This window comes from Salinimicrobium sediminis (assembly GCF_900215295.1).
In the GTDB taxonomy this organism is placed as follows: Bacteria; Bacteroidota; Bacteroidia; order Flavobacteriales; family Flavobacteriaceae; genus Salinimicrobium; species Salinimicrobium sediminis.
In genome coordinates, this window is record NZ_OCMF01000001.1 from 1,631,077 (window position 1) to 1,646,910 (window position 15,834).

The window sequence follows — 15,834 nt, forward strand, 5'->3', positions numbered from 1 at the left end:
TTTAAAGAATGCGACGGGCCATTACAAAATGATCGCGCCAGTAATTTTCGTTAAGGGCAGAGACTATGACGCCGCGGGAGGTGCTGGAGTGAATAAAAAAGATCTGGTCGCCTTCAAGTTCAACTACCAAACCCACATGATTTATGACTTTTTTGCGTCTGTCTGTCTTAAAAAAGAGCAGATCGCCTGTCTTCACCTGTCCAAGGTCAAGTTCTTCTCCCAGGAGCGCCATATCACGGGAAGAACGTGGAAGAGCGATCTCCTGCGTGAGAAATGCGGTATAGACAAGCCCGGAGCAGTCCATTCCTTCTGGTGTTGTGCCTCCATATTTATATTTAGTACCTAAAAACTGCATGGCATGATCTATAATGCTGAATTCTTCCCGGGAAATTTCAGGCTCATCTTCGATTTCAACAAAATCCGGAAGGGATGCATACTCCTGTTTTTGTAAAGAGGATTGTTCTTCCGAAGTTGGGGAAGTGACCGGCTTCCTTGCGCCACAGGAGGTAAAGAAAAAAATGAAGACCAAAAATGTCACTTTTAAGACTCTCATGATGCTGATATTTTTTGGTAAATAAGTTGTGCAGTCTTTTCACTGGCTCCTTTGCCGCCAAGTTTTTGCTCCAGTTCATAATAATCGCTGAAGATCTTTTTTCTGTGGTCCTTATTCAGTATTCTGGCCAGTTCTTTTTTCAGGTTCTTCCGGTTAAGATCATTCTGGATAAGCTCTTTAACTACTTCCCGATCCATTATGAGGTTTACCAGGGAGATGTAATCAAGATTAATGACGCGTTTCGCGATCTGGTATGAGATGAAATTACCTTTGTAACAGACTACTTCCGGCACTTTTAAAAGTGCGGTTTCCAGGGTGGCAGTGCCCGAGGTGACCAATGCTGCAGTAGAGATTTCCAGCACGTCATAGGTTTTGTTCATCACCAGATGGACGTTCTTCTTTTTTATAAAGGGTTTATAGAATTCCCTTTCCTGGCTAGGTGCTCCGGCGATCACAAATTGATAATTCTTAAAATCATCGGTCACGCTTAGCATGATCTCCAGCATTTTTGAGATCTCCTGTTTTCTGCTTCCGGGTAGTAGAGCGATCACCGGCCTTTCATCCAGGTTATACTCTTTCTTAATTTTTTCTACATCTACAGGGGACCTGTCGGCAATAGCGTCGATAAGCGGATGACCTACAAAATTGACTTTGTATTTATGTTTATCTTCATAAAACTCCTTTTCAAAAGGCAGGATCACATACATCTCATCAATATCCCGCCGAATGTCCTTGATCCTGTTTTCTTTCCAGGCCCAGATCTGCGGAGAGATATAAAAATGAGTTTGATAACCTTCTTTTCTTGCCCATTTTGCAATGCGAAGGTTGAATCCAGGGTAATCAACGAAAATGATCACAGCGGGATCCCAGGATTTTATATCGTCTTTACAGAAGGAAATGTTTCTAAGGATGGTGCGTAGATTCATGAGCACTTCGGCGAAGCCCATAAAGGCGAGATCACGGTAATGTTTTACGGGTTTACCACCTTCAGCTTCCATAAGATCCCCGCCCCAGAATCTGAATTTTGCATTGGGATCGGTCTTCCTTAGCGCCTTCATCAAATTGGCCGCGTGCAGATCTCCTGAAGCTTCTCCTGCTATGATGTAGTACTTCATTTACACCAGCTTTATTATGGCAATGACCAGAGCGGCAACGATGGAAGCCATCAATACTCCGCGTGCCCTGTACGTCATTTCCTTTTTGAGAAAAACGAAAAATGGAAGGAAATTAAGAATAGCACCTGCCGTGATCAAAGTGCCTATAAAATCCCCTTTTACAGACTCTTGAAGCGTTTCTAAGATGGGAAGTTCAGAAAATATTAGGATATAGATCAACATCCCTAAAAGGTTGGTGCCTATGCCTGTCAAAAATCCTATGAAGATCTCCTTTTTAATCATTGAGATCCCAGCTGTTTAGGTCCTTTAAAAATCTGTGCGCAGTAAGATCGAATTGGACGGGAACTACAGAAACATATCCCTGAGAAAGTGCGTGCTCATCGCTGTCTTCACCTTCATCTTCGTTGACGAACCTGCCGGAAAGCCAGTAATAATCCCGTCCCTGCGGATTTGTCCTTTTGTCGAATTCTTCCTCCCAGCGCGCGTTGGCCTGTCTGCAAACTTTGATCCCTTTGATCTCTGATTCCTTTAACTTCGGAAGGTTCACGTTTAAGACCACCCCTTGGGGCAATCCATGTTTCAGAACCTGTTTGGTAATGCGCTTTACAAATTTTTTGCTGGGTTCAAAATCGGCAGTCAGGGAATAGTCCAGCAAGGAAAAACCAATGGCCGGAATACCTTCAATCCCTGCTTCTACTGCAGCACTCATGGTGCCGGAATAGATCACGTTGATCGAGGAATTAGAGCCGTGATTGATCCCGCTTACACATAGATCGGGTTTGCGGTGGAGGATCTCCTGGGTAGCGATCTTCACACAGTCGGCGGGAGTGCCCGAACAACTGTACTCCTTATGTTTATAATTTTCTTTTACCGTAACCGGATCACAAAAGAGTGTGTCGCTAATGGTGATCGCATGCCCCATTCCGCTTTGGGGGCTATCTGGAGCTACCACGATCACATCTCCCAATTGTTTCATCACATCGATAAGAGCTCTTATTCCGGGGGCGGTTATTCCGTCATCATTTGTTACTAAGATCAGCGGTTTTTCCTGCGACATTGTGAAAATTTTATGGCTGCTAAATTAAATTAAAATCCTGAGGAAAGCGTTATATTCGTAAATTAACAAAAATGCTTCTAACTTCATAAGTTGGCATAGTTTTTACTGTACAACAGGTATACTTAATGATGAAAATACATAGCATAATGAGAAGGAATTATAAACTACTGGTGTTGGTATTGCTCTTTGCTGCGGCTTCATGCAGTTTTACCACAAAAACATTTAATGACCCCAATAAAGACAAGACTTTAATTGAGCTGATCACTTATGTGCTGCAAAATGGTCATTACGATGCCAAAGAGGTTAATGATTCTTTTTCTGCCGAAGTTTATAAAGATTACCTGGAAGCCCTTGATCCTTTAAAGAGGTACTTCTATGCGAGTGATATCGAAGAATTCAAACAGTATGAAACTTTGATTGATGATGAGATCAAAAATTCTGAGATCAATTTTTTTGACCTCACCCACACCCGCCTTGTTCAACGCATGAAGGAGGCAGAAGGGATGTACCATGAAATCCTGGAGACTCCTTTTGACTTCAGCAAAAAAGAAGTTTTAGATACAGATTACAGCAAGCGTGGTTATGTAAATAATGAAAAGGAGATGCGTGAGCGTTGGAGAAAACAACTGAAGTTTTCGGCTGTATCGAATTTTTATGACAAAAAGAAAGAACAGGAGCAGGAAGTAAAAAATAATCCGGAACATAAGATAAAGAGTGATACCGAACTTGAAAAAGAAGCCAGAGAGCTTACTCTCAATTCGCTTGAAGAATACTTTGATTTCAGCAATGATCTTGAGCGTAAAGACTGGTTCTCTGTTTATGTAAATGCTATTGTAGAAGAATTTGACCCTCACACCTTTTATTTTGCACCCCAGGACAAGGATCGCTTTGATATGGCGATGAGTGGAAAACTGGAAGGAATTGGAGCCAGACTTCAAAAGAAAAATGACAATGTGAAAATTGTTGAAGTGATCTCCGGAGGTCCCGCCTGGAGAGGAGAAGAAGTTGAAGTTGGCGATGAAATTATCAAAGTAAAGCAGGAAGATGAAAAAGAAGCTGTAAGTGTGGTGGGTATGCGTCTTGATGATGCGGTTAATCTTATAAAGGGTCCTAAAGGATCTAAAGTTACCCTCACCCTTAAGAAAGTAGACGGTACTATTAAAGATGTAAAGATCACGCGGGATATCGTAGAGATCGAAGAGACCTACGCAAAAGCTGCAATGGTGGAAAAAAATAATCGCATGTATGGAGTGATCAACCTGCCAAAGTTCTACTTTGATATGGATAATTATTCTGAAAGAAATGCGGCTTCAGATGTTAAGAAAGAGATCATACGACTTAAGAAAGAAGGAATGGACGGTTTGGTGCTTGACCTTCGGAATAACGGAGGAGGCTCACTGAAGACCGTGGTGGACATCGCCGGTTTATTTATAAAGGAAGGCCCTATAGTCCAGGTAAAATCAAAGCTTGACGGGCAGGAAGTATTGAAGGATAACGATCCTTCCATACTTTGGGATGGACCACTCGTGATCCTTGTTAATGAACTTTCAGCCTCGGCTTCAGAGATTCTTGCAGCTGCGATGCAGGATTATAAAAGAGCAATTGTAATTGGAAGTAAGCAAACCTATGGTAAAGGTACTGTACAAAATGTGCTTGACCTTAACCGATGGGTGAGAAATAATGACCTCGGTGATCTTGGAGCTTTAAAGATCACTACCCAAAAGTTTTATAGGGTGAACGGAGGATCTACACAACTTGAAGGTGTGAAAAGTGATGTAGTGGTGCCAGATCGCTATTCTTTTATTGACATAGGAGAAAAAGATCAGGAGAACCCGCTGCCATGGGATCAGATCGAACCGGCTTCTTATAAGATCTGGGAGGGTTATATTGATTTTGAGGAAACTTTGGAGAACAGTAAAGTAAGAATGGCTCAAAACTCTAATATTGAACTTATTAGGGAGAATGCTGAATGGATTAGAGATCAAAGAAATAATACTTTATTTCCGCTTAATTATGAAGATTACAGCAAAGAAATGGAGTTGAATGAGGAGCAGGCAAAGAAATTTGACCAGATATCTGAATACCAATCCAATCTTACTTATAATTCCCTGCCATATGAAAAAGAACTTTTTTCCGTAGATACTACATTGGCAGAAAAAAGAGAAAGATGGCACAAAAGTTTGAGCAGTGACCTCTATATGGAGGAAGCAGTGAACGTGCTGGAGGATCTAAAGATGAACAACATCAAGAAATCAGGGGTTGCAAATATTAAAAATTAACCTCTTGTTACATATAGTATCCAAAAAGGGCCTTTAGAAAAGGCCCTTTTTTTATGCTTTCAAGGGAGGGAATCTTAAATATGGAGTACTAATATAGAGTGATGAGATCTTGTCCTGACGTAGTTAATTTGCTCTAAGAAAAAGGAGGAAAGGCTCTTATAATTACGAAGCAGGGCCGATGTGCTTTCAAGGAGAAAGCATTAAAGAGCTGCCAGACATTAATAAAATTGAAGGTTGAAGTTGAGGCATGTAGTTCGGGTGATATAACCCGTTCTCAGCTAATTCAAAATGTTCAATACCGAATTACCAGAAGGACATTCTTTCAGCGTCAAGCTTGATAAAGATGAAGAGCAAAATAGTGAATCCCCACAAGCCTGATCCTCCATAGCTAAAGAAGGGCAGGGGGATCCCCACAGTAGGGAAAATTCCTATTACCATTCCTATATTTACGAAGAAGTGAATAAAAAGAATACCTGCCAGGCTGTAGCCATAAACCCTGTTGAACTGCGACTTTTGCCGCTCTGCCAGGTGGATAATGCGAAGCATGAGAAAAACGAAAAGAAACACCACTACAGAGCTTCCTATAAAACCCCATTCCTCACCTACGGTACTAAAAATGTAATCTGTATGTTGTTCCGGAACAAAATTCCCTTTTGTTTGGGTGCCTTCGGTCCAGCCTTTTCCAAACCAGCTCCCGCTTCCAATGGCAATTTCACTTTGATTGGTATTGTATCCTATCCCGCGGTTATCTACTTCTTTACCCAGAACAATATTAAATCTATCCCGGTGTCTTTGCTCAAAAATGTTCTGAAAGATATAATCTACTGAAAAGGAAAGTGCAACTGCTACTATTAGAATACTTAGATAAGCGATAGCTCCGGGTCTCTTCTTCTTTCGGAAGAAATATAAGAAAAGGACCACTGCAGTAGATCCTAGCGCGACCCATACGGGGCCAAACACGAGGGTGAGTACAAATACCAGCACACCTATTGCTCCGGCAATGAGATACACCCCGGAAAGACCTTCCCTGTAAAGCGGAAAAAAGAAGGCGGCATAGACCATGGCACTTCCGGCATCAGGTTGGGGGAGGATGATCAAAGCAGGTAAAGCAATTATAATAAAGGCCTTAAACTGGTCTCCAAGGTTTTTCATGTTGGTTTGAATGTCGCTAATGAATTTTGACAAAGCCAGGGCCGTCGCCACTTTAGCGAATTCAGCAGGCTGAATGGAAAATCCTCCAAAGGCATACCAGGAAGTCGCTCCGTTAATTGTCTTTCCGAAGAAGAACAATCCCAAAATTGATATTAGTGAAAAGATATATATGATGCTGGAGAAGCGTTCATAAAACTTCGATTCCAGTGAAAGCAGAATAACGATAAGAAAAACGCTCAGGATGATCCACAACAATTGTTTGCCGTAGATCTGGCTGAAATCAAAAATACCTGTTGCAGTATCATCAAGGGAAGCCGAATAGATATTCACCCACCCAATTATCACCAGTAAGAAATAAATTAATATAGAAAGCCAGTCGAACTGGGAAATAGTTTTTGACATAATTACTGGTTAATTCTAAATGGCTCCCCGCTGAATGGTTTTGCGTACTCATCTTCCAAACTATGAGTAAGGATCCAGTTTTCCATGTCTTTTCTGGTAATCTCTCCTTTGATGTATTTTTCAATCATCAATCCTGCAATCCTTCCTGCATAACGGCCACCCCAATATCCATTTTCCACGAAAACAGCGATTGCAATTTTTGGATTTTCTACCGGTGCAAAAGCTATGAAAATAGAATGGTCGGTTAACTGCACTCTTTTCCCATCAATCTTCGTAAAGTTTTCTGCAGTTCCTGTCTTTCCTGCGATCTCAATATCGGGAATCTGCAAAGCCGAGGCCGTTCCAGCCTTGTACACCTGGTGCATTCCTTCTACAACGGCCTCGAAATGTTTAGGATCTATGGTGGTGTGTTTTTTCTCGGTAAACTCCTTTTCTTTAATTCCTACCCCTTCAATTTCTTTTAAGACATGCGGTGTATAAAACCAGCCGCGATTTGCTATTGCAGCAGTCATATTCGCCAGCTGAATAGGGGTCATTAGAACTTCTCCCTGGCCAATGGCATTAGACAAAGTGGCTGTAGAGAACCATTTGTAGGTAGGGTAATCATAGATCGCATTATAATATTTGGAAGTTGGGATTTTTCCCGGGCGTCCCGTGGAGAGATCTGAACCTAAATAATCTCCCAGACCGAAGCTTTTAAGATGGTTGGCCCAGGTATCTACCCCCTCTTGTGGAGTAGGATATTTTTCGATGATCCTTCTGTACACATTTGCAAAGTAAGCATTACAGGATTGGGCAATCCCAGGAATCATATCCAGCGGGCTCGCGTGCGGGTGACATCCCATTTTTCTACCTCTTCCGTAAAAATATCCGCCATGGCATGAAAACCGGTCATGAGTATCTACGACTCCCTCCTGTAATCCAATCAAGGCATTTACAACCTTAAAAGGAGAACCCGGAGGATATTCAGCCAGTAAGCTTCGGTTGTATAAAGGATTGGCAATAGAGTCATAGTAAAGCTCAGTATAGTTCCTGGACCTTTGCCGTCCAACTAATATGGATGGATCATAGGTAGGGGCAGAGATGAGTGCCAGGATCTCTCCTGTGGCAGGTTCTATGGCTACAATCCCTCCGCGCTTATTTTCCATCAGGATCTCTCCATATTTCTGGAGTTCGGCATCAATTGTAATGGTAAGGTCTTTTCCCTTTTTTGGGAGTGTATCATATATACCGCCCTTATAGGCACCAATATCCCTGTTGAACCTGTCCTTCTGAATATACTTTACTCCTTTTACCCCTCTTAACAGCTCTTCATAAAAGCCTTCAATTCCGGTGTTTCCAATTAAGTCTCCCGAAAGATAGTAAGGGTCTTCGTTGACCTTTCTCTGGTTAACTTCAGAAATAAAACCCAGCAAACTTGCTCCATGTTGGGTATGGTAGTCTCTTAAAGATCGCTTCTGAATATAAAAGCCTTCATAATTTCTCATTTTTTCTCCCAGGTAGGCATACTCACTTTTAGTGAGCTGGGGGATGACCACCGAAGGGAGTCGGGGAGAGTAGATCTTAGCTTTATCAAGGCGCTCCACAAGCTGTTCTTGTGTGATGCTAAGAATGCGGCAAAGCTCTGTTGTGTCAAAGGGTTTGACATTTCTGGGGATAACCATAACGTCGTATGACGGCTGATTGGAAACCAATAGCTCACCATTCCTGTCAAAAATGAATCCCCGCTGCGGATAATCATAAACAACCTTAATGGCATTATTTTCTGACCGGCCTACGAACGAATCATCCAGAATTTGGAGATAGAACAACCTGGCCAGGAAAAGAATTCCGGAAGTAATGATAATTATGTAAAGAAGGATTTTCCTCATCTAGATCTTCTTTTGAATAATGCAAGTGTTAGAAAAACCAGAATTATTGTAAATAAAGCGGAAAAAAATGTTTTTTTCAAAAGCAGCAAGAAGTGTGCAAAATTAAAAAATTCCAACAGGAACAATACGAAATGATGTATGAGCACAAGAATCACCACATAACTGATTCTGGCACCGGGTTGGGTGCTGGAAAATTTAATTGTTTGGTAGTCGTAGCTTACACCAAATGAGAATCTCAACAATACAGGTCTAATAAAAGCAGCTACCAGACAGGCTGCAGCATTTATTCCCCCGCTGTCTTCAAAAATATCCACGCCCCATCCCAATAAAAAACTGAGGAAAATAAGTAAGGTTTGACTTCCGCTGAAAGGAAAAAGGAGGATAAATAATATATAGAGGTAAGGATTAATATAGCCCAAAAAATTGATGTTGTTAAGCAGCAACACCTGCAGCAGCAACAAGACCACAAAACGTACGGCATTGTTAAGAATCACGCTATTCATCCCTTGAAAGATTTTGAAGGTTTCTTATTTCCTCCTGTTGGGTGTTTTCTATAATGTACACGTAGCCAATATTGGTCATGTCATTGAACAGTTGAATATCGATCTGGTAGTAACTCTCACTCTGGTCAAGGGCAAAATTCCGCACATATCCAATAGGAATTCCTTTTGGAAATATAAGCGATCGACCCCCGGTAATTATAGTGTCTCCTTCGGTCAAAGGGGCAATCGATGGGACATCAATCAACTGCACCACATTGGGGTCTTCTCCATTCCAAACAAGGGTCCCAAAATGATTGGATTTTTTAAGTTGTGCATTGATTCTGGAATTGGAATTTAGAATAGAGATTACTGTTGAGTAATTAGGAGAAACGTTTTCTACAATCCCCACGATTCCTTTGCTGGTGATCACTCCCATATCCCGTTTTATCCCGTCCCTGGCACCTGTTTTTAAAGTGAGATAATTGTCAACCTTGGCATAATTGTTATTGATCACTTCTGAAGCTCTAAAAATATAGCTTGCACCTATCGCTGAAGTATCTGTAAAGGGTTCAATAGCGAGAGAATCTTCGTAGGTAGCCAGGCGCGTTCTAAGTCTTTCATTTTCTTCGAGCAGGCGCAGGTTGTATTGTTCAAGATTGAAGTAGCTGTTGATATTGCTGGTCCAGCTGTAAATTCCGCCGCTCAAAAAATTAGCTGAACTTATGAACTTACTTTTTTGGTACGAATGGGACTGAATGGTTAAAAACAGGGAAAAGGTTAGCAGCAATAAGAATAAAATATTGTTCTTATTGCGAATAAGAAAATTTATTATTTGCTGCATAAGCTACTCCTACTTTATCAAGATCCCCTTGTACCTGTGAAGGGTTTTTAGACAAATACCCGTTCCGCGTACTACTGCACGTAATGGATCTTCTGCGATGTAGACGGGAAGATCGGTCTTTTGGGATAACCTTTTATCAAGTCCCCGCAACATAGATCCTCCTCCGGCAAGATAGATTCCGGTATTGTAAATATCTGCTGCAAGTTCCGGGGGAGTTTGTGAAAGGGTTTCCATCACTGCATCTTCGATCCTTAAGATCGACTTGTCAAGAGCTTTAGCAATCTCACGATATGAAATATTCACCTGCTTGGGTTTTCCTGTTAGCAAATCCCTCCCTTGTACATTCATTTCATCTGGCGGCACCTCAAGATCTTCGGTAGCGGCACCAATCTGAATTTTTATTTTTTCAGCAGTACGCTCCCCAACATATAGGTTGTGCTGCGTACGCATGTAGTAAACGATATCATTGGTGAAAACATCCCCGGCAATTTTAACCGACTTGTCACACACAATACCTCCAAGGGCGATCACCGCGATCTCGGTAGTACCACCCCCTATATCCACGATCATGTTTCCTTTTGGTTGCATAATATCCACGCCAATACCAATGGCAGCAGCCATAGGTTCGTGAATCAGATATACCTCTTTTCCGTTTACCCGTTCTGCACTCTCCTTCACCGCGCGCATCTCTACTTCAGTAATTCCCGAAGGGATACAGATCACCATCCTTAAAGCAGGGGTAAACATCTTCTTTTTAAGCGCGGGAATTTCCTTGATGAACATCGTGAGCATCTTTTCAGATGCATCAAAGTCGGCGATAACCCCATCTTTTAGAGGCCGGATTGTTTTTATATTCTCATGGGTTTTTCCCTGCATCATGGCAGCTTCTTTTCCCACGGCTATGATCTTTCCTGTAGTGCGGTGGCGGGCTACGATAGACGGACTGTCAACCACAACCTTGTCATTATGAATAATAAGCGTGTTTGCAGTTCCTAAATCTATAGCTATTTCTTCGGTGAGAAAATCGAAAAATCCCATGTTAAGTCAATTAGTTGAGGTTCGGTAAATGTAATAAAATTAATGTTTAAAATGTCTTGTGCCGGTCATTACCATAGCAAGATTATTTTCGTTGCAATAATCTATACTCAGCTGATCTTTAATTGATCCACCGGGCTGAATAACTGCAGTTATTCCTGCCTTTCCTGCGATCTCCACACAATCCGGAAACGGGAAAAATGCATCGCTGGCCATTACTGCTCCATTGAGGTCAAATTCAAAGGCTTTGGCCTTGTCTATACTTTGCCTCAGTGCATCCACTCGTGAGGTTTGGCCGGTGCCGCTAGCAAGTAATTGATTGTTCTTTACCAGGACGATGGTATTTGATTTTGTATGCTTACAGATCTTCGATGCAAACAACAAGTCAGATAACTCTTTGTTTGAAGGTTTATTGTTCGTTGCAAAAGTTAAATCTTCTTCGCGATCTGTCTTGCTGTCCTTATCCTGAACAAGGATCCCGTTAAGGCAGCTTCGTACCTGCTTCTGTGGAAGTTCATTTTGTTTTTGAACCAATATCACCCTGTTCTTTTTACCTTTCAGGATCTCTAACGCTGCTTCCGAATATCCCGGGGCAATGACCACCTCACAAAACAGTTCATGAATTTCGGCGGCAGTAGCTTCGTCTATTTCAGTGTTGCTGATCAAAATTCCGCCGAATGCTGAAACCGGGTCTCCTGCCAGTGCATCTTTGTACGCCTGAAGCAGGGTTTCCCGCTGGGCAAGTCCGCAGGCATTGTTGTGTTTTAGTATGGCAAAAGTTGGCGCTTCATTTTGAAACTCATTCATAAGATTCACGGCAGCGTCAACGTCCAGTAAATTGTTATAAGAAAGTTCCTTGCCGTGCAGCTTATCAAACATCGCAGAAAAATCTCCGTAAAAATGCCCTTTTTGGTGAGGATTCTCCCCATACCTTAATTCCAGGCCGCCGTTATAACTTTCTTTATAACCTAATTCTTCCTTGTTGAGATAATTAAAAATGGCGGTGTCATAATGCGAGGAAACATTAAATGCCTTGGCTGCAAATCTTTTTCGATCCTCCAGGCTCGTTTTGCCTTCACCTTCAGAAATGATGTTCAGAAATTCTGAATAATTTTCTACTGAAGGTACACAGATCACATCTTTAAAGTTCTTGGCAGCTGCCCTGATAAGAGAAATTCCGCCTATATCGATCTTTTCTATAATATCTGCTTCCGAAGCACCTGAAGCCACAGTTTTTTCGAAGGGATAAAGATCCACGATCACAATGTCGATTTGAGGGATCTCATATTTTTCCAGTTCTGCAACATCATCTTCATTCTCGCTGCGGTTAAGAATACCGCCAAAAACTTTTGGGTGCAGGGTTTTTACTCTCCCGCCAAGGATAGAGGGGTAGGAGGTGATGTCCTCAACAGGCACCACATTTATCCCCAGGTCCTTGATAAATTTTTCTGTTCCTCCCGTCGAATAGATGGTGATACCCAGTTCGTTAAGCTTTTCTACCACGGGTTGAAGACCGTCTTTGCTGAAGACAGATATTAAAGCAGATCCGGCCGATTTTAAGTCGCTCATTATGTTGGTTTTGTTGAGGTTGCAAAAGTAACCATTTCAGGTAAATTATATAGGTTCTGCATTTTAATTATCTGTTTATTTTGTAACGAATATTTGAACTCTGCGTCTTATTTTAATACTTGTTTGTAATATCATCGAAAAAGGAATATGCTAATCTACCTCAGGTTACTAAAAGAGAGTTTTTATTTCGCGGTTAACGCTCTTAAGAATAATAAGTTGAGAACTTTTCTCTCGCTTTTGGGTGTGACCATTGGTATCTTTTCAATTATCGCCGTGCTCGCAGCGGTAGATTCCCTGGAAAAGGAGATCAAAGGAAATTTGAGTGCTTTGGATAATAGCACCATGATCGTTACCCGGTTTTCTTTTGGACCTACAGATATTCCGCAATGGAAAAGGGAGCAGTTTCCCGATGTCACTTATGAGGAATATGAGTATTTGAGTCGCTCGGTACCGAATACCGAGGCTATGTCTTACGTTTTAAACGTGCCTCAGGAGTCTATAAAGTACAATGACAAGACTGCGTCTAACGTAGGAATTGGAGCTGTCTCGGCGGAATATTATGATATAGAAGCGCTGCAGCTCGAAAAAGGCCGGTTCTTTAATATGTCCGAATCTGCGAGTGGAACCCCTGTGGTTGTTTTAGGATATGATGTTTATGAAAATCTTTTTGGAAATGCAGATCCTCTTGGAGAACAGGTGCGGCTTTATGGAAGGCGGTTTACTGTAATTGGTGTCCTTGAAAAGAAAGGCGCCAGCCTGTTTGGAAGCGGCCATGATTCCAATGCTTTTGTTCCGGTGAATGTGGTAAGAAGGATCTACGGCGGCAGCAACCGTAATACGTTCCCACAAGTGGTTATCAAACCGGAAGACGGTATTGACAACGCCGAATACATTGCCTACCTCTCGCAGCAACTCCGTAATATAAGGGGGCTAAAAAGGGAAGAAATAAATAACTTTTTTGTAAACCAGTTGCAGGGTTTTACAGATTTCATTGACAATATTACCAGCCAGATGAATTTCTTTGGCTTGATCATTAGCGGATTTTCCCTGCTCGTTGGTGGCTTCGGAATTGCAAATATCATGTTCGTTAGTGTAAAAGAACGGACCAATCTTATAGGAATTCAAAAATCCCTTGGCGCCAAGAATAAATTTATCCTGTTTCAGTTCCTTTTTGAAGCAGTGATCCTTTCTGTAATTGGGGGATTGGTTGGCCTTTTCCTGGTGTGGGTAGTTTCTTTGCTGGCCTCCCAGCTCACCGGGACCTTTGAATTCGTCCTTTCTCCATGGAACATGTTTATAGGTACGGCAGTTTCTGCTGTCATAGGCTTGATCTCGGGAATAGTTCCGGCAATCTCTGCCTCTAAACTGGACCCTGTAGAAGCCATTAGAACCGGAATGTAGCGTTACCTTAAAATTCTATTATTTTATTATACACACAATCCCGGTATCCCACCGGGATCTTTTAGGTTTCTTTTACTGTGTATAACATATTACTATTTTTAAGATATTTGCTTGTATCAAATTATACTGTTGATCGTCAAAGGATAATAGTAATAATTTAAATCAGTCAAAAAATGAAAAGTTTAATCAACTTCAGTCTAATGCTTTTTCTGGGAATGTCGCTATCTGCCCAGGATTTCAACAAGCAGAAAATGGATAGCCTGTTTTCAGCAATTGATGAGAACAATAAAGGGATGGGAAGCCTGTCCATCTATAAGAATGGTAATGAAGTCTACACTTCGAGTACCGGATTTGCAAATGTTGAGGCAAAGAAATCAGCCGACGCCCAGACCAGATATAGGGTAGGGTCAATCACCAAGACCTTTACAGCTGCCATCATCATGCAGCTTATTGAAGAAGGAAAATTGCAACTCGAAACTAAGCTTTCTACGTTCTATCCTCAAATTCCTAATGCCGGGAAAATAAGTATTGAGGATCTTTTGAGGCATCAAAGCGGATTGTTCAATTATTCTAAAGGAGAGGATTTTGAAAATTGGAAGAATAAGGAGCAGTCAAGACAAGATCATCTTGACAGGTTTGTCAAGAACGGAATCGAGTTTCAACCCGGTGGAAGATCAGATTACTCCAATACCAATTACATACTGCTGTCCTTTATAATTGAAGATCTTGAGAAAGAAGATTTATCAGAGGTGTTTTCCCGTAGGATCGTTAAACCTTTGCAGCTCAAGAACACTTACTACGGCAGCAAGCTCGATCCGTCAAAAGGAGAAGCCCTTGCTTATCAAAAAACGGGAGAATGGACTTTAATCGATGAGACACACATGAGTGTAGTGAAAGGTGCAGGTGCTTTGATGTCCACTCCGTCTGACCTAAATAAATTTGTAACCGCGCTTTTTGCCGGAAAAATAGTTAAGCCGGCTACTCTTGAAAAAATGAAGGAGATCAAAGGCGAATTTGGATTAGGTTTAATGGAAATGAATTTAGTTGGCAGAAATTTCTACGGTCACACTGGCGGTATAGACGGTTTTAATTCTGTTGTGGTCTACAACCCCACCGAAAAAGTGTCTTTTGCCTATAGCTCAAATGGAAGGGATTTGCTGCCTCATAAAATTCTGGATGCCGCTGCACATATCTATTTTGGCGAAGCCTACGAGATACCTTCCTTTAAAACTTTAGAGCTCACTTCCGGCCAACTAAAACAATATGAAGGTATATACAGCGGAGAAGGATTTCCTTTAATTCTAAAGATCTATGAAGAAAATGGGAAATTAATGGGCCAGGCCGAGGGGCAGCCATCTTTTCCACTCGAAGCCTTTGAGCCACATAAGTTCAAATTTGACCGGTTTGGATTGAAACTGGAATTCGATCCTGAAGCAGGAAAAATGCTTTTTAAACAGGGGCCAAATTCCCATGAACTGAAAAGAGCTTAAAAAGAAAAAACAACAGAGGTGCCAAAAATATCATTTTTGGCACCCCTTTTTTGTGCTATAACTCCTCTTAACGAGGGAGGGATAAGGGCTTAAAGAATTTCAGCAACTTTTTCGTTCACGAATTCCAGAAAACGCTCATCCTCTTCTGTAAAAGGATCGGGAACATTGGAATCAATATCGATCTGACCAATGTTTTCACCATTCTTGAATAAAGGCACCACGATTTCGGCTTTTACGTGGATGCTGCAGGCAATGTAATTATCCTGTGCAGAAACATCGGGAACTACGAAATTCTTGTTCGAAACAGCAACCTGTCCGCAGATACCTTTTCCAAAAGGAATTATAGTATGATCTGTCGGTTCTCCCGCAAAAGGACCCAATTTCAGTTCGTTTTTGTCGCCGTTCTTAAAATAGAATCCAACCCAGGTATAGTAATCAACTTCAGCTTTTAGCAATTCACATAGTTCAGTAAGCCGGGCTTCAATAGAAGCTTTATCGTTAGCAAGAAGCGTAGAGGCCTCTTTTCTTAGATTTTCAAATGACATTGTTAACTTTTTGAACAAAAGTATTCAAAAATTCAGCTTCCG

14 protein-coding genes are annotated in these 15,834 nt (G+C 41.5%); 3 read left to right on the plus strand and 11 right to left on the minus strand.

Features of this window, described 5'->3' with window-relative positions; genetic code table 11:
• Position 1: 1 nt before the first annotated feature.
• Genes CRO16_RS07565 through surE form a run of 4 tightly spaced genes read right to left on the minus strand, consistent with a single transcriptional unit; the run spans position 2 to position 2,725 of the window.
• A complete protein-coding gene (locus CRO16_RS07565; RefSeq protein ID WP_097055678.1) occupies positions 2–553 on the minus strand; it encodes a C40 family peptidase in 552 nt (183 codons plus the stop codon).
• Positions 550–1,668, minus strand: coding sequence for a lipid-A-disaccharide synthase (gene lpxB, locus CRO16_RS07570; protein WP_097055679.1), 1,119 nt, complete (start codon positions 1,666–1,668; stop codon positions 550–552). The genes CRO16_RS07565 and lpxB overlap by 4 nt, the downstream gene beginning before the upstream one ends.
• On the minus strand, positions 1,669–1,950 hold the full coding sequence (locus CRO16_RS07575) for a hypothetical protein (RefSeq protein WP_097055680.1): 282 nt from the start codon (positions 1,948–1,950) through the stop codon (positions 1,669–1,671).
• Positions 1,943–2,725, minus strand: a complete 783-nt coding sequence (gene surE, locus CRO16_RS07580) for a 5'/3'-nucleotidase SurE (protein ID WP_097055681.1) — start codon at positions 2,723–2,725, stop codon at positions 1,943–1,945. Before surE ends, CRO16_RS07575 begins: the two co-directional genes overlap by 8 nt.
• A 146-nt stretch (positions 2,726–2,871) precedes the next feature.
• On the opposite strand from surE, the gene CRO16_RS07585 reads away from it, so the two are divergent.
• Complete coding sequence (locus CRO16_RS07585) at positions 2,872–5,004, plus strand: carboxy terminal-processing peptidase (RefSeq protein ID WP_097055824.1); 2,133 nt, start codon at positions 2,872–2,874, stop codon at positions 5,002–5,004.
• A gap of 303 nt (positions 5,005–5,307) precedes the next feature.
• Here CRO16_RS07585 and rodA read toward each other — a convergent pair whose 3' ends face one another.
• Genes rodA through purH form a run of 6 tightly spaced genes read right to left on the minus strand, consistent with a single transcriptional unit; the run spans position 5,308 to position 12,356 of the window.
• Complete coding sequence (gene rodA, locus CRO16_RS07590; RefSeq protein ID WP_097055682.1) at positions 5,308–6,558, minus strand: rod shape-determining protein RodA; 1,251 nt, start codon at positions 6,556–6,558, stop codon at positions 5,308–5,310.
• Between the two features lie 2 nt (positions 6,559–6,560).
• Positions 6,561–8,429: a penicillin-binding protein 2 gene (gene mrdA / locus CRO16_RS07595; RefSeq protein WP_097055683.1), complete on the minus strand. Its 1,869-nt coding sequence runs from the start codon at positions 8,427–8,429 to the stop codon at positions 6,561–6,563.
• The gene (locus tag CRO16_RS07600; protein ID WP_097055684.1) at positions 8,426–8,932 is read right to left on the minus strand and encodes a rod shape-determining protein MreD; all 507 of its coding nucleotides are present in this window, start codon (positions 8,930–8,932) and stop codon (positions 8,426–8,428) included. The genes mrdA and CRO16_RS07600 overlap by 4 nt, the downstream gene beginning before the upstream one ends.
• Positions 8,925–9,752: a rod shape-determining protein MreC gene (gene mreC / locus CRO16_RS07605; RefSeq protein ID WP_097055685.1), complete on the minus strand. Its 828-nt coding sequence runs from the start codon at positions 9,750–9,752 to the stop codon at positions 8,925–8,927. Before mreC ends, CRO16_RS07600 begins: the two co-directional genes overlap by 8 nt.
• 9 nt (positions 9,753–9,761) lie before the next feature.
• Positions 9,762–10,790 (minus strand): rod shape-determining protein, encoded by a 1,029-nt coding sequence (locus tag CRO16_RS07610; RefSeq protein WP_097055686.1) that lies wholly within the window; start codon positions 10,788–10,790, stop codon positions 9,762–9,764.
• A 39-nt stretch (positions 10,791–10,829) separates the two neighbouring features.
• Positions 10,830–12,356 carry a bifunctional phosphoribosylaminoimidazolecarboxamide formyltransferase/IMP cyclohydrolase gene (gene purH / locus CRO16_RS07615; protein WP_097055687.1) on the minus strand — a complete coding sequence of 509 codons (1,527 nt, stop codon included), beginning with the start codon at positions 12,354–12,356 and terminating at the stop codon, positions 10,830–10,832.
• 147 nt (positions 12,357–12,503) lie between these two features.
• On the opposite strand from purH, the gene CRO16_RS07620 reads away from it, so the two are divergent.
• Positions 12,504–13,757, plus strand: a complete 1,254-nt coding sequence (locus tag CRO16_RS07620) for an ABC transporter permease (protein WP_097055688.1) — start codon at positions 12,504–12,506, stop codon at positions 13,755–13,757.
• Between the two features lie 173 nt (positions 13,758–13,930).
• Positions 13,931–15,247, plus strand: a complete 1,317-nt coding sequence (locus CRO16_RS07625; protein WP_097055689.1) for a serine hydrolase domain-containing protein — start codon at positions 13,931–13,933, stop codon at positions 15,245–15,247.
• An 89-nt stretch (positions 15,248–15,336) separates the two neighbouring features.
• Here CRO16_RS07625 and CRO16_RS07630 read toward each other — a convergent pair whose 3' ends face one another.
• A complete protein-coding gene (locus CRO16_RS07630; RefSeq protein WP_097055690.1) occupies positions 15,337–15,792 on the minus strand; it encodes a GAF domain-containing protein in 456 nt (151 codons plus the stop codon).
• Positions 15,793–15,834: the final 42 nt, after the last annotated feature.

Excerpts from the sequence above, each read along its gene's own strand:
- CRO16_RS07565 (WP_097055678.1), bottom strand. The coding sequence starts at position 553 with ATGAGAGTCTTAAAAGTGACATTTTTGGTCTTCATTTTTTTCTTTACC.
- lpxB (WP_097055679.1), bottom strand. The coding sequence starts at position 1,668 with ATGAAGTACTACATCATAGCAGGAGAAGCTTCAGGAGATCTGCACGCG.
- CRO16_RS07575 (WP_097055680.1), bottom strand. The coding sequence starts at position 1,950 with ATGATTAAAAAGGAGATCTTCATAGGATTTTTGACAGGCATAGGCACC.
- surE (WP_097055681.1), bottom strand. The coding sequence starts at position 2,725 with ATGTCGCAGGAAAAACCGCTGATCTTAGTAACAAATGATGACGGAATA.
- CRO16_RS07585 (WP_097055824.1), top strand. The coding sequence starts at position 2,872 with ATGAGAAGGAATTATAAACTACTGGTGTTGGTATTGCTCTTTGCTGCG.
- rodA (WP_097055682.1), bottom strand. The coding sequence starts at position 6,558 with ATGTCAAAAACTATTTCCCAGTTCGACTGGCTTTCTATATTAATTTAT.
- mrdA (WP_097055683.1), bottom strand. The coding sequence starts at position 8,429 with ATGAGGAAAATCCTTCTTTACATAATTATCATTACTTCCGGAATTCTT.
- CRO16_RS07600 (WP_097055684.1), bottom strand. The coding sequence starts at position 8,932 with ATGAATAGCGTGATTCTTAACAATGCCGTACGTTTTGTGGTCTTGTTG.
- mreC (WP_097055685.1), bottom strand. The coding sequence starts at position 9,752 with ATGCAGCAAATAATAAATTTTCTTATTCGCAATAAGAACAATATTTTA.
- CRO16_RS07610 (WP_097055686.1), bottom strand. The coding sequence starts at position 10,790 with ATGGGATTTTTCGATTTTCTCACCGAAGAAATAGCTATAGATTTAGGA.
- purH (WP_097055687.1), bottom strand. The coding sequence starts at position 12,356 with ATGAGCGACTTAAAATCGGCCGGATCTGCTTTAATATCTGTCTTCAGC.
- CRO16_RS07620 (WP_097055688.1), top strand. The coding sequence starts at position 12,504 with ATGCTAATCTACCTCAGGTTACTAAAAGAGAGTTTTTATTTCGCGGTT.
- CRO16_RS07625 (WP_097055689.1), top strand. The coding sequence starts at position 13,931 with ATGAAAAGTTTAATCAACTTCAGTCTAATGCTTTTTCTGGGAATGTCG.
- CRO16_RS07630 (WP_097055690.1), bottom strand. The coding sequence starts at position 15,792 with ATGTCATTTGAAAATCTAAGAAAAGAGGCCTCTACGCTTCTTGCTAAC.